This is a genomic window from Streptomyces sp. NPDC018964 (genome assembly GCF_044390325.1).
In the GTDB taxonomy this organism is placed as follows: Bacteria; Actinomycetota; Actinomycetes; order Streptomycetales; family Streptomycetaceae; genus Streptomyces.
This window is the reverse complement of the sequence record NZ_JBIRYZ010000018.1, coordinates 84840-97507: the sequence shown is the minus strand read 5'-3', so window position 1 is coordinate 97507 and position 12668 is coordinate 84840. Positions and strand designations below refer to the sequence as shown.

The following is a 12668-nucleotide window of genomic DNA, read 5'->3' as shown; positions in this document are numbered from 1 at the left end:
GCGGCGTACGGCGGTCAGGCCGCGCCGTCCTCGCGCCGGCCGGTGTCCTTGTCGTCGTCGACGATCTCCGCGTCGACGACGCCGTCGTCGTCCTGTGGCGAGGTGTGCCGTGCGGTGCCCTCCGAGGGGGTCTGCTGGGCCTGCGCGTACATCGCCTGGCCCATCTTCTGGCTGACGGAGGCGAGTTTCTCGACGGCGGCGCGCAGTGCGGCCGTGTCGGAGGACTCCTGCTCCAGCAGCCGCTTCACCTCCGTGACGGCCGACTCGACCTCGGCCCTGGTCTCGCCGGGCACCTTGTCGCCGTTGTCCCGCAGGAACCGCTCGGTCTGGTAGACGAGTTGTTCGGCCTGGTTGCGGGTCTCGGCGGCCTCGCGGCGCCTGCGGTCCTCCTCGGCGTACTGCTCGGCGTCGCGCATCATGCGGTCGATGTCGTCCTTGGGGAGGGCCGAGCCGCCGGTGACGGTCATCTTCTGCTCGCGGCCGGTGGCGAGGTCCTTGGCGGAGACGTGCATGATCCCGTTGGCGTCGATGTCGAAGGCCACCTCGATCTGCGGGACGCCGCGCGGGGCCGGGGGCAGGCCGGTGAGGTCGAAGACGCCGAGCTTCTTGTTGTAGGCGGCGATCTCGCGTTCGCCCTGGTAGACCTGGATGCCGACCGAGGGCTGGTTGTCGGTGGCGGTGGTGAAGATCTCCGAACGCCGGGTGGGGATCGTGGTGTTGCGTTCGATCAGCCGGGTCATGATGCCGCCCTTGGTCTCGATGCCGAGGGACAGCGGGGTGACGTCGAGGAGGAGGACGTCCTTGACGTCGCCGCGCAGGACGCCCGCCTGGAGGGCGGCGCCGAGGGCCACGACCTCGTCGGGGTTGACGCCCTTGTGCGGCTCCTTGCCGGTGAGTTCGCGGACCAGGTCGGTGACGGCGGGCATCCGGGTGGAGCCGCCGACGAGGATGACGTGGTCGATGGCGGAGAGCCGCACGCCGGCGTCCTTGACGGCCTGGTGGAAGGGCTTCTTGCAGCGTTCCAGGAGGTCCTCGGTGAGTTCCTGGAACTGGGCGCGGGTGAGCTTCTCGTCGAGGTGCAGGGGGCCTTCGGCGGAGGCGGTGATGTAGGGCAGGTTGACGGTGGTCTCGGTCGACGAGGACAGCTCGATCTTCGCCTTCTCGGCGGCCTCCCGCAGCCGCTGCACGGCCATCTTGTCCTGCGTCAGGTCGACGCCGTACTGCCCCTTGAAGCGCTTGGCGAGGTACTCCACGACGCGCTGGTCCCAGTCGTCGCCGCCGAGGTGGGTGTCGCCGTTGGTGGCCTTCACCTCGATGACGCCCTCGCCCATGTCGAGCAGGGACACGTCGAAGGTGCCGCCGCCCAGGTCGAAGACGAGGACGGTCTGGTCGTTCTCCTTGTCCAGGCCGTACGCCAGGGCCGCCGCCGTCGGCTCGTTGATGATCCTGAGCACCTTCAGGCCGGCGATCTCCCCGGCCTCCTTGGTGGCCTGCCGCTGGGTGTCGTCGAAGTACGCCGGCACGGTGATGACCGCGTCGGTGACGTCCTCGCCGAGGTAGGACTCGGCGTCCCGGCGCAGCTTCTGCAGCACCCGGGCGGACAGTTCCTGCGCCGTGTAGCGGGTGCCGTCGACGGAGCCCTGCCCGGGGAAGCGCCAGTGCGCGTCGCCCATGTACCGCTTGACCGAGCGGGCGGTGCGTTCGACGTTCGTCACGGCCTGCCGTTTGGCGACCTCGCCGACCAGTACCTCGCTGTTCTTGGCGAAGGCCACCACCGAGGGGGTGGTCCGGGCGCCCTCCGCGTTGGCGATGACGGTGGGCTCACCGCCCTCCAGCACGGCCACCACCGAGTTCGTGGTTCCCAGGTCGATTCCGACCGCACGTCCCATCGCTGTCCCCTTCCGTCAGGGCACCTCTCCGGACTTCCAGCACAAAACTTGAGCGGCCTGTTGTCAATAGGTTGAGCGGGTGGTTGTCAATGAGCGGGGTCCGCGTCCCGCAGGGCCACGGCGCGGCGGGGCCGGTCGGTGATCAGCACGTCCACGCGCGGGTCGCCGAGGAAGCCGCGCAGCGCCGCGTCCTCGTTGACCGTCCACACCATGGTGAACAGTCCGCCCCGCGCCGCCTCGCGCAGTACACCGGCCCGGGCCAGACGCCAGTGCGCGGCGACGCCGTGGGCGCCGCAGGCGCGGACGCGGCGCAGGGGCAGCAGCTCGCCGATCCGGGTCCGCACCAGCCGGCCCCGGCGGATGTCCTTGCCGTCCCGGCCGAGGGACAGCACGGTGCGCACCCGTGGACGGGCGGCGGTGAGGGCGGCGACGGAACGGTCCTCGAGGGTGGTGGCGACGACTCCGTCCTCGCCCAGCAGGGCGACCGCGCGGTCGATCAGCTCCCGCTCGTGGCCGGTCTCCTTGAGGTCCAGATGGGCGACGAGTCTCCCGGCGACCAGCTCCATGACCTCGTCCACGACGGGCACGGGGTATCCGGCGCGCTCGTTCAGCTCGGCGTGGGTGAGCGCGGCCAGCGGCGGGCCGGTGTGCCCCGCCCGGGGATCGTGGTGGACGACGAAGACCCCGTCCGCGGTGCGCCGTACGTCGAGTTCGACGTACTCCGCGCCGGACGCGAGCGCGTCCTCGTACGCCTCCCAGGTCGCCGGGGCGGCGCGTTCGGATCCTCCCCGGTGGGCGGAGACGGCGGGACGTGGCGTCATGGTGGTCGGCTCCGGGAGGTGATGTGCCGCAGGCCGCCCCGGGAGGGGGCGGCCTGCGGTGGTGCGGTGCGGTGAGCGGGTCAGGCGAGCTTCGCCGTCAGGGTGATGTTCGTGCCCTTCAGGGCCTGGCTGACGGGGCAGTTCACCTTGGCGTCCTCGGCGGCGGCGACGAAACCGGCCTCGTCCAGGCCGGGGACGGTGCCCTCGACGGTGAGGTGGATGCCGGTGATGCCCTCACCGGGCACGAAGGTGACGTCGGCGGAGGTGGTCAGCTTGGTCGGCGGGGTGCCGGCCTTGTCGAGGCCGTTGGAGAGGGCCATCGAGAAGCAGCTGGAGTGGGCGGCGGCGATCAGCTCCTCCGGGCTGGTCTTCCCGTTCGCCTCCTCGGCCCGCGAGGCCCAGGTGACCGGCTGCTCGGCGATGCTGCCGGAGGAGTCGAAGGCGACGACCCCGCTGCCCTTGAAGAGACTGCCTTCCCAAACGGTGTGTGCGGAGCGCGTGGCTGCCATGACGCATCCTTTCGAAATGTCCGGCCGTGTGTCCGGCGGTGCTCGGTCCGGGCGCCCGGATCACCGGGTGCCCGCCCCCATCCGATCACATCACGGCTCAACTCACCCGGAAGACGGGCCCCCTCGCGGTGAACGGCAGCCGCGCGCCCCGCGGGATCAGAGTCGCCGATGCAGCGAGGCGTGGCGGTCAGGATCAGCGATTGAAGTGCTCTCCCGGCTGAGGCCGGGAGATTCCTGCTTGCCTCGCGGCAGCGGGCTTGACGCGCTTGGCGCGCCTGACGACTGCCCTCCCGGCAGCCGGGACGAGCGCGAGGCCCGTCCAGTACAGGTGCAAGACGTTGCGGGCCGCATTGTGGTCGGCGTTGCCCGACCAGCCGCAGTCCGGGTTCTTGCACACGAACACGGCCTGGGACTCCCGACTGCCGGGCATGGTGAGACCACAGGCGGAGCAGCGCCGGGAGGTGCCGGGAGCGGGGACCTTGACCAGGATACCGCCGAGCCGGGCGGTCTTGTACGTGAGCAGGGTGACCGTGCGGCCCCAGGCCTCACCGCTGATGGAGCGGTTCAGCCCGGACTTCTGGGCGACGTTCTTCCCCGGTGCCTCGATGGTTCCCCTGGCCGATGTGACCATGTTCGTGATGGTGAGTGCTTCGACCACGACGGTGCCGTAGGTGCGGGCGATGGTGGTGGTCGTGCGGTGCTGCCAGTCCAGGGCCCGGCGCTTGGCTTTCGCGCGCAGTCCTGCGATCCGATCGTAGGTGTGGTGCAGCCGGCGGCTGGTGTGTTCGCCGGGCTTGCGCTGCGCGGCGCGCTGCTCCAGGTGCAGGAGCTTGGCTTTTTCCCTCTGTGTCAGCCACTCACCGTGCTCGTAGGTTGTGCCGTCGGAGAGGGCGAGGGGCACGGTGACGCTCATGTCGATGCCGATGTCCGGGCCCTGGTGGGGTTCGGGCTTGTGCTGAAGGGTCTGGACGCGGAAGGCGATGTGCCAGCCGAGCGTGTCCTTGACCAGCCGGGCCCCTGTGATCCGGTTCTCCGCGCCCGCGCACTTGCCCACGGGCAGGTCCTTGGTCCACCGGAAACGGACCCGGCCCACCTTGGGAATGTTGACCATGCCCCAGCGGCGGTGCACGCGGGTGATGTGCAGGTCCCGGCCCTGCGGGATGTCCACGGACATCACCGTACGGAAGCGGCCCTTGAAGTTCGGGGCGTCGGCGCGATGCTCCCAGCAGTTCTTCCATGCCCGGAAGTACGTCTTGAGTACCGCTTGCGCGGCCTGGGCGGGCAGGGCGGCCAGGAAGTCGATCTCCTCGCGGGCCTGGCGGATCGCGGCGTCCGCGTTCGTGAGAGTCCGCTTCTCCTTCGGCATCATCTGCCACCATGTGTGGAGGAGATTCCACAGGGCTCGGCCGGCGTGCGCCTGGTCATCAATCTTCGACACCTCGGCAGACGACAGCGCGAGCCGGGCGCGGTGCCCGAACTGCCGCTTGGCCAACGCATCTTGACTCACAGCCCGGACCGTAGCATTGGTTTATGCCACCGCTCCGGGAACCGCATCCCGATGCCAGAACCGGTCGCCATGTTGTCCACACTCTGCACGTTCACTTGGTTTTCGTCACCAAGTACCGGCGAAATACGCTCACCGGCACCATGCTGACCCGCGCCGAGGAAGTCATATGGGAGGTCTGCCTCGGCTTCGAGACAGACCTCAAGCAGTTCGACGGTGAACAGGACCATGTCCACCTGCTCGTGCACTACCCGCCGAAAGTCCAACTCTCCGAATTGGTCAGCTCCCGCAGGCTCCGCCAGGAGTACGACAGTCATGTCCGCCGGCATCTGCGGGGCGGACACTTCTGGTCCGGCTCCTACTTCGCAGGATCATGCGGTAGAGCACCCCTGACCGTCGTCAAGCAATACATCGAGAACCTACAGCGCCCGGTCTGATCCTCACCACGGAGACGCAGAGTCCTCCAGCGCTCCGCGCCTTCGGCTCAAGGACAGCCTTCACCCGCCTTGAAGGGCGGACCACAGACAAGATTCAGAGTAGAAACACCTGCTGCGCGCGAAGTGACTGCGTTGAGCACACCCAGGAACGGCAGTGCAGCTCATCGCGCGATCGCGTCTGGCGGACAATGCACCGAGCAGCCGTCCCGGGTCTGCGGCACGCTGATCAAGTTCTCAGGGCAGGCTGGGTGCCCAGCAGACTCGCTCTGGTTACGGTGGCCACGCAAATTTCTGCCGACCACCCGCTTTTGAGAGTACGAACGTACAACGGCCCCGCGGCCCGGGTCAGGCCGCGCGTTCCCGGTCCGGCTCCGTCGGCAGGTCCGCCTCGTCCGACTCGGTCAGCCAGCGGCGCAGCACCCGGTGGACCTGTTCGGCGCCGGTGAGGTCCGCTCCGTCGGGGACGGGCGCGGACAGCGCGAGCGGGGAGAGCAGGAAGGGGCGGGACTGGGCGCCGCCGAGGCCGCCGTGGGAGCCGATCTGCTCCTCGAAGGCGAGGACCTCCCCGTCGGCGGGGTCGTGGAAGGAGTTGACCATGATGTCGGCGGTGTGCGGGAAGGTGTGGGTGCGGCGCACGGCGTCGGCGGCGCCGGGGCCGAACGCGGCCAGCGGGCCGGGGTTGTCGTCCAGCTCGTCCAGCGGTATCTCCGCGCCGTACGCGCCGAGGACGACCCCGCCGTGGCGTTCGCTGCGGACGAGGAGGAAGCCGATGCCGGGGTGGTTGGCGAGGGTCGCGAGGAGCGCGGGGTGGCGGGCGTCGATCTCCTCCTTGGTCATCCGGTGCGGCACGTCCGGGAAGGAGACCAGGCCCAGGTTGCCGGAGGCGAGCACGACCGGTTCGGAGCCGCGCGAGGGGCGGTACTGCCCGGTGCCCTCCTCGACGGGCCGACGCAGCGCCGCGCGGACGGCGGCGCGGGCCTCGGCACCGCTGTGGGTGCGCCCGGCGCGGCGCGGCACGGGCAAGCCGCAGCCGGCCCGCACCAGGTCGCCGAGGGTGAGGCCGTAGCGGGAGCGGAAGGTCTCGCCGGGGCTCTGTCCGTGGTCGGAGAGGACGACGATCCGGTAGGGGCGGGGGGCGTGCTCGGCGACGTTCTCGATCAGGGCGAGGGCGCGGTCGAGGCGCTGGAGGACCTTCTCGGTGTCCCGGCCGGTGGGACCGGAGTGGTGGGCGACCTCGTCGTAGGCGACCAGGTCGGCGTAGACGGCGGTGCGGCCGGCCAGCAGGTCGCCCGTCACGGCGGCCACCACGACGTCCCGTTCGACGACGGTCGCGAAGGCCCGGACGAACGGGTAGAGGCCGCCGCGCGAGACGCGCGGGCGCTGGTCCCGGAACCGGGCCCGGGTGGACTGGCCGATCTCCCGGCCCACCTCGGCGACGAAGGACAGCGCGGTGCGCACGGCGTTGGCGGGGTCGGAGAAGTAGGCGAAGTAGCCCGCGCGGGAGCGGGCCGCCGGGCCGCGGCGGCGGGTGGCGATGGAGAGCACCAGGGCCTGTTCGTCGGCGCCGCCGCTGAAGAGGTTGCCGCGGCTGGCTCCGTCGTGGGCCAGCAGTCCGGCGTGGCCGGAGTACTCGATGGCGCGGGCCTGGAGTTCGGCGGCGCTGGTGGGCCGGTTGCAGACCATGACCTCGCGGCGGGCCTTCTCGTACCAGCGGAAGGCGGGGACGTCGTGGTTGCTGCCGTGCAGGATGCCGAGCTGGCTGGCGCCGGTCTGGCTGGACCAGTCGGTGCGCCAGGGGGTGAGGCGGTGGGAGGGGCGGTCGCCGCCGCTGCCGGTGCCGAGCCAGCGGGCGACGGTGGGCATCAGTCCCTTGTCGACGGCGGCCAGCAGCACGTCGTGGCCGACGCCGTCGAGTTGCAGGAAGACGGTGCCGGGGGTGGTGGGGCAGGGCGGGGCGGAGCCCCGCCTGCGGTCGGCGAGGCGGTAGAGGCGGCGGCGGTAGGCGTCGTCGTCGCGCACGGCGAGGGCGGCGCCGGTGGCGGAGGCGACGGCGGACATCACCGCCGCGACCACCACGGCCGTCTCCGGGGCGGCGGCACCCCGCTCGACGGGGTTCAGGTGCAGGGCCAGCCAGAGCAGGGCGCCGTTGAGGAAGAACACCAGCAGGCCGAGGACGAGCGCCGGCACGAGCAGCAGCAGGCGCACCAGCAGCGGCCAGACCAGGGCGGAGAGCAGACCGAAGGCGCCGGCGCCGAGGGCGGCGGTGACCGCGATGTCCGTGGCGCTGTCGCCGTCGGCCGAGCGCAGCCGGAAGTCGGGCAGGAGACCGGCGAGCAGCAGCATGGTGAGCGTGGAGACCGCCCACACGGCGACACTCCGCCCGATCTGACTGGCGACCCGCCGCCACCGCTCGCCACCCACGCTCCGCACACCTCACGTCCCGGCCGACCTGGCCCGTCCTCACCCTGTCACAACGGCCGGACGAGGCGTTCCGTCCCCGTTCGCGCGGGCCGCCTGTGGCCCGGCGTCCGTCGTACCCGGCCGTCTCCCCGTGCGCCCCGTGCCGCGCGCACTCCTGAGCGTAGGCTTCGGGGAATCGTCGGGGAGTCGTACGAGGGAGGCGCAGAGGTGCCGGTGGAGGTCACGTGGTGGGGGCACGCCACCTGCACGGTCGAGGACTCGCACACGCGGGTGCTCACCGACCCCCTGTTCGCCCGCCGGCTCGCGCACCTGCGGCGCCGGCGCGGTGCGGTGCCGCCGGCCGAGGCGTGGCGCGCGGACCTGGCCCTGGTCTCCCACCTGCACGCCGACCATCTGCACGTGCCGTCGCTGGCCCGGCTCGCGCCGGGTACGCGCCTGCTGGTGCCCCGGGGCGCGCGACGTGCGGTGCCGGGGCTGCGCCGGCTCACGCACCTCGGCGTGAGCGAGGTGGCGCCCGGTGATGTGACGACGGTCGGCGGACTGGTCGTCCGGGCCGTGCCCGCGCGGCACGACGGGCGGCGGCTGCCGGTCGGGCCGCACCGCTCCCCCGCCCTCGGCTACGTCCTGGAGGGCGAGGCGCGGACGTACTTCGCCGGGGACACCGGCCTGTTCGACGAGATGGCCAAGGAGGTCGGGCCGGTCGACGTGGCGCTGCTCCCGGTGGGCGGCTGGGGGCCGTACCTGGGCGAGGGCCATCTGGACGCGGGGCGCGCGGCCGAGGCGCTGGCCCGGCTGGGGGCGTCCAGTGCGGTGCCGGTGCACTACGGAACGTACTGGCCGATCGGGATGGACGCCGTGCGCCCGCACGAGTTCCACGCGCCGGGGCACGAGTTCGAGCGGCAGGCCGCCCGGCACGCGCCCGGCGCGTCGGTGCACCGGCTGGGGCACGGGGAGCGCGTGCGCCTGGAGGTCGCGCGGTGATCCTTCCCGCCGCCCTGGGCCGGGCGGCCGGCGCGTCCCTGTCGTCGGTGGCCGCGTCCGCCTCCGTACCGTCCGTGGCGCCCGAGTTCACCCAGCAGGCCGTCGGCTACCCCTCGCTGTTCCTGCTGGTGCTGATCGGGGCGCTGGTGCCGGTGGTGCCGACGGGCGCGCTGGTCAGTTCGGCGGCCGTGGTCGCCTTCCACCGGGCTGCGCCGTTCTCGATGGCGCTGGTGTTCGTGACGGCGTCGCTGGCGGCGTTCCTCGGGGACGTGGCGCTGTACTGGCTGGGGCGGCGCGGGATGGCGTCGAGGAACGGCTCCCGCTGGCTGGAGGCGATCCGGGAACGCGCCCCGGAGGACCGGCTGGCGCAGGCGCAGCACAAGCTCGCCGACCACGGGGTGGCGGTGCTGGTGCTGTCCCGGCTGATCCCGGCCGGGCGGCTGCCGGTGATGCTGGCCTGCCTGGTCGCGAAGTGGCCGGTGCGGCGCTTCGTGCGGGGCAATCTGCCGGCCTGTCTGGCCTGGGCGGCGACGTACCAGCTGATCGGTGTCCTCGGCGGTTCGCTGTTCGACGAACCGTGGCAGGGCGTACTGGCGGCGATCGTACTGACGGTGCTGATCAGCGTGGCCCCGGGCCTGTGGCGGCGGGTACGGGGGACGGCGACGGGGTGAGACGCGGGGCGGCGGGCGGCCGGGAGACGTCGGCGAGACCGTCCAGGGTGGGCCCGGCCCTCGCGAGCGGAGGCAGCGGGGACGTCGGCCGGTCGTGGAAGGCGTTGGGCCACACCCGGTGTCCGGCGGGCGGGCGCGGCCAGGGGTGGGTACGGGGCGGCGGCGGCCGGATCGCCGGCCTCCCGGGGGGACGGACTCCTGGGTGGCCGTTCCCGTGGTCGGCTCGGGGCGCCGCGTCATCGGGGGGACTCCTGTCGCCGGGCCTCGTCACGGAGATCGCCGAAGACCGTCGTCAGCCGGGTCAGCGCGGTCCGTACCTGTGGCAGTTCCAGGGGCGCGGGTGAACTCAGGCCCTCCGCGCGCAGTTCGGCGGTGTCGCCCAGCAGGGGTGCGGTGGACAGCCGTACGCGCGGTGCCTCGAGATCGTCGCCGAAGCGGTGGCCGCCCGGTGCGGGCATGCCGAGCCGGGCGGTGAGGAAGTCTTCCAGTTCCTGGGCGTCACCGACGCCGTGCGCGCGGAGCGCGGGGGCCAGGGGGGTGAGGTCGACGTACAGGTGCCGGCCGCAGCCGGGGGGCCGGGCGAGGGCGCCCGCGGCGACGACGGCGTGGTGCGCGGCGGCGGCCACGCGCGCGTGCAGGCGTACGGCGCCGGCGACGCGCGCGGTGACCGGTCCGGGCTCGGACAGCGCGTACACCGCCGCGGCGGCGACGGGGGAGGCGACGCGCGCGTCGAGCGCGGTGAGCACGTCGAGCACGCGCGCGTGGAGCACGTTCCCGTCCTCTCCGGCCGGGAAGCGCGCCACCGCCGCCGGCCAGCCCGGCGGGAGCAGGGCCCCGGCCAGGTCGGTGACGACGGTGACCCGGTCGGGCAGCATCTCGGCGGGGCTGAGCAGCACGGTGCCGTGCGGGTCGTGCAGGGTGTCGCGCCAGGTCTCGTCGCTGACCAGCTGCAGTCCCTCGCCGACGGCGGCCTCCAGGGTCTCGTGCAGCAGTTCGGGCGGGGTGACGCCGGCGGTGGGGTCGTCGGCGACGGAGAGCACCAGCAGGCGCGGGTCGCCGCCCTCGGCCCGCAGCCGGCGCACGGTCTCCAGCAGGGCGTACGGGTCGGGGACGCCGCCGCTCTCGGCCGGGGTCGGCACGTGGAAGGCGGGGCGGCCGAGCAGGCGGGCGTAGGGGGCCCACCAGGCGGCGCAGGGCCGGGGCACCAGCACGTCGCCGCCGACGGCGGCGGTCAGCGCCACCAGCAGGGCGGGGGCGCCGGGGGCGACGGCCACCCGGTCGGGGGCGGCGGGCAGTCCGCGCCGGTCGCCGTAGCCGCAGGCCGCGTCCAGCAGGGCGGGGCCGCCGCCGACCGGTTCGGCCCCGGCGCGGGAGGCCGCGGCGGCGAGTACCGCGGACAGCTCGGGCAGGACGGGCAGCCCGTCCTCGGGGAGCGCCGGCCCGAACCGGACGGGGCCGTGACCTTCCGGATCCGTCCGCCGCATCCCTACCTCCGCGCAGTTCCCGGCGTCGTGACCGGCGCCGCCGACTCGTGCTCCAGGTCCTGTCGTCACCCTCCGCCGTCCGTCCGGAGGCGGGCCCTGCGGCGTGCGGGAACGTGACGACGGAACCTGAGCCAGTCAGTACCCAGCGTGCCGCCGGCCATGGGTGCCGAGGCGGGTGGCGCGCCGTTCACGGCGTGGGCGGCGGACGTCAGCCGTCCGCGTGGGTGGTCCGGTCCCGGTACACGCGGTGCGCGGCGGCGCCGAGGGCGCCCGCGATCAGCAGCCCGCCGACGGCCAGCGCGGGCACGGAGTCGGTGAAGGCGCCGCCCCCACCGGCGTGGACGCCCTGGCGCGCGGGGGTGTCGGCGCAGGGGGCGGCTTTCGACTCGGTGGGCCTGGGGCCCGGGGTCCTGGATGCGGTGGGCTCGGGCCCGTTGGACCTGGATTCGTCGGGCTCGGGCCTCGGGGCCTTCGGTTCGAAGGCTCCGGGCCCGGTGGGGACGCTTTCCCCGGGAGCGGGGATCTCCGCCTCGAGACCGGGTTCGGCGTCGAGGCCGGTGTCCGGGTCGGCGTCCGGGTCCGTGCCGAGTCCGGCGTCCGGGTCGGCCTCCAGATCCGCGTCGAATCCGGCCTCCGGGTCCGCGTCGAATCCGGTGTCCGGGTCGGCGTCCGGGTCGTCCAGGCCGTCCAGGGCCGTGCTCTTCGGTACGGCCGCCTGGGGCCCGGCGGGTCCGGGGGCATCCGGTTGCCACTCGTGTTCCCCGGGTTCCGGGCAGGGCGAGTGGGAGGCGGAGCCCCAGGAGGTCCCGTCGTCCGGAACGGTGCCCGCGAACGCGGCCGGTGCGAGCGCCGCGAGGGCGGCACCGGTGGCGGCGGCGAGGGACAGGGAACGGGCGGTGCGGCGCATGGTGCGGGCTCCTTCGAGCGACGGCGGGGGCACGGCGTGCGGTCACGCCCCACCGCCATCACAGCCCCGTCACCGCCGCGCCGCTCGCCGCCGGACACCATTGGCGGACCGGACTGGCCCGCACGGGTGAAGGGCCGCTACGTCTCGTCGGCGTCCCCCATGACCTGCTCCCGCACCCGGCCGCAGCAACGGCTGATCAGGCGGGAGACGTGCATCTGCGAGATGCCCAGCTCCTCGGCGATGCCGCGCTGCGTCATGTCGTCGAAGAACCGCATGTAGAGGATGGTCCGCTCCCGCTCGGGCAGCGCCGCCAGCCGTTCCTTGACGGCCTCGCGGTCGACCACGGTGTCCAGCGCCGGGTCGGGCGCCCCGAGCGCGTCGGCGAGCGAGTAGCCGTCGTCGCTGCCGGGCAGCTCGGCGTCCAGGGACAGTGCGGTGAAGCTCTCCAGCGCCTCCTGTCCGGTACGGACGTCCTCCTCGCTCAGACCGGCGTGTTCGGCGATCTCCGCCACGGTCGGCCGACGGCCCGGGACGGTCTGGGACAGGTCCTGGGAGGCGTACCGGACGCGGTTGCGCAGCTCCTGGACCCGGCGCGGTACGTGCAGGGTCCACAGGTGGTCGCGGAAGTGCCGTTTGATCTCGCCGGTGACGGTCGGCACCGCGTAGCTCTCGAACGCGTTGCCGAGTTCGGGGTCGTACCGGTCGACGGCCTTGACCAGGCCGAGTGCGGCGACCTGGCGCAGGTCGTCGAAGCTCTCGCCGCGGCTGCGGAAGCGTCCGGCGAGGCGGTCGGCCATGGGCAGCCAGGCCTCGACGATCCCGTCACGGAGTGCTTCGCGCTCCGGGCCGGGGGGCAGTGCGGCGAGCCTGCGGAAGGCGTCCGCGGTGTCGGGGGCGTCGTCGTGAGGGTGTTTCGCGGTCGCTCGGGTCGGCATGGTGCGTCGCAGCTCCCTCGGGGGGTGCTCGGGGACGGACGGTCACCGTGGCGAGCGCGCCGGTCGGGGAACGGGCGCGCCCGGAGCGGCGTGGCACCGCCTCCACGGA

11 protein-coding genes are annotated in these 12668 nt (G+C 73.2%); 3 read left to right on the top strand and 8 right to left on the bottom strand.

Annotated elements, in window-relative coordinates:
- Positions 1–14 precede the first annotated feature (14 nt).
- The 4 genes from dnaK to ACH5AO_RS26400 all read right to left on the bottom strand — a co-directional run bounded on the left by dnaK (position 15) and on the right by ACH5AO_RS26400 (position 4726).
- The gene (dnaK, locus tag ACH5AO_RS26415) at positions 15–1889 is read right to left on the bottom strand and encodes a molecular chaperone DnaK (protein ID WP_398928759.1); all 1875 of its coding nucleotides are present in this window, start codon (positions 1887–1889) and stop codon (positions 15–17) included.
- An 86-nt stretch (positions 1890–1975) separates the two neighbouring features.
- Positions 1976–2710: a glycerophosphodiester phosphodiesterase family protein gene (locus ACH5AO_RS26410; protein ID WP_398928757.1), complete on the bottom strand. Its 735-nt coding sequence runs from the start codon at positions 2708–2710 to the stop codon at positions 1976–1978.
- 80 nt (positions 2711–2790) lie between these two features.
- Positions 2791–3219, bottom strand: a complete 429-nt coding sequence (locus tag ACH5AO_RS26405) for an OsmC family protein (RefSeq protein ID WP_030856337.1) — start codon at positions 3217–3219, stop codon at positions 2791–2793.
- Between the two features lie 193 nt (positions 3220–3412).
- Entirely contained in the window at positions 3413–4726 is a 1314-nt protein-coding gene (locus ACH5AO_RS26400; RefSeq protein ID WP_398928754.1) for an RNA-guided endonuclease InsQ/TnpB family protein, read from the bottom strand.
- A gap of 23 nt (positions 4727–4749) precedes the next feature.
- Between ACH5AO_RS26400 and tnpA the strand changes: the two genes are divergently transcribed.
- Positions 4750–5160: an IS200/IS605 family transposase gene (tnpA, locus tag ACH5AO_RS26395; protein WP_398928752.1), complete on the top strand. Its 411-nt coding sequence runs from the start codon at positions 4750–4752 to the stop codon at positions 5158–5160.
- 345 nt (positions 5161–5505) lie between these two features.
- Here tnpA and ACH5AO_RS26390 read toward each other — a convergent pair whose 3' ends face one another.
- Positions 5506–7590 carry a phage holin family protein gene (locus ACH5AO_RS26390; RefSeq protein WP_398928750.1) on the bottom strand — a complete coding sequence of 695 codons (2085 nt, stop codon included), beginning with the start codon at positions 7588–7590 and terminating at the stop codon, positions 5506–5508.
- Positions 7591–7788: 198 nt separating this feature from the next.
- On the opposite strand from ACH5AO_RS26390, the gene ACH5AO_RS26385 reads away from it, so the two are divergent.
- Together ACH5AO_RS26385 and ACH5AO_RS26380 are read left to right on the top strand one after the other, a co-directional pair.
- Positions 7789–8562 carry an MBL fold metallo-hydrolase gene (locus ACH5AO_RS26385; RefSeq protein WP_398928748.1) on the top strand — a complete coding sequence of 258 codons (774 nt, stop codon included), beginning with the start codon at positions 7789–7791 and terminating at the stop codon, positions 8560–8562.
- A 47-nt stretch (positions 8563–8609) separates the two neighbouring features.
- Entirely contained in the window at positions 8610–9233 is a 624-nt protein-coding gene (locus tag ACH5AO_RS26380; protein WP_398928840.1) for a DedA family protein, read from the top strand.
- A 236-nt stretch (positions 9234–9469) separates the two neighbouring features.
- On the opposite strand, the gene ACH5AO_RS26375 is transcribed toward ACH5AO_RS26380, so the two are convergent.
- The 3 genes from ACH5AO_RS26375 to ACH5AO_RS26365 all read right to left on the bottom strand — a co-directional run bounded on the left by ACH5AO_RS26375 (position 9470) and on the right by ACH5AO_RS26365 (position 12559).
- Positions 9470–10717, bottom strand: a complete 1248-nt coding sequence (locus tag ACH5AO_RS26375) for an aminotransferase class I/II-fold pyridoxal phosphate-dependent enzyme (RefSeq protein WP_398928746.1) — start codon at positions 10715–10717, stop codon at positions 9470–9472.
- Between the two features lie 208 nt (positions 10718–10925).
- Positions 10926–11624 carry a hypothetical protein gene (locus ACH5AO_RS26370; RefSeq protein ID WP_398928744.1) on the bottom strand — a complete coding sequence of 233 codons (699 nt, stop codon included), beginning with the start codon at positions 11622–11624 and terminating at the stop codon, positions 10926–10928.
- A 137-nt stretch (positions 11625–11761) separates the two neighbouring features.
- Entirely contained in the window at positions 11762–12559 is a 798-nt protein-coding gene (locus tag ACH5AO_RS26365; RefSeq protein ID WP_398928741.1) for an RNA polymerase sigma factor SigF, read from the bottom strand.
- Positions 12560–12668: the final 109 nt, after the last annotated feature.

What these genes read in the sequence shown, in the direction of transcription:
- ACH5AO_RS26370 (WP_398928744.1), bottom strand. Translation starts at nt 11,624, where the DNA reads ATGCGCCGCACCGCCCGTTCCCTGTCCCTCGCCGCCGCCACCGGTGCC.
- dnaK (WP_398928759.1), bottom strand. Translation starts at nt 1,889, where the DNA reads ATGGGACGTGCGGTCGGAATCGACCTGGGAACCACGAACTCGGTGGTG.
- ACH5AO_RS26405 (WP_030856337.1), bottom strand. Translation starts at nt 3,219, where the DNA reads ATGGCAGCCACGCGCTCCGCACACACCGTTTGGGAAGGCAGTCTCTTC.
- ACH5AO_RS26410 (WP_398928757.1), bottom strand. Translation starts at nt 2,710, where the DNA reads ATGACGCCACGTCCCGCCGTCTCCGCCCACCGGGGAGGATCCGAACGC.
- tnpA (WP_398928752.1), top strand. Translation starts at nt 4,750, where the DNA reads ATGCCACCGCTCCGGGAACCGCATCCCGATGCCAGAACCGGTCGCCAT.
- ACH5AO_RS26375 (WP_398928746.1), bottom strand. Translation starts at nt 10,717, where the DNA reads ATGCGGCGGACGGATCCGGAAGGTCACGGCCCCGTCCGGTTCGGGCCG.
- ACH5AO_RS26365 (WP_398928741.1), bottom strand. Translation starts at nt 12,559, where the DNA reads ATGCCGACCCGAGCGACCGCGAAACACCCTCACGACGACGCCCCCGAC.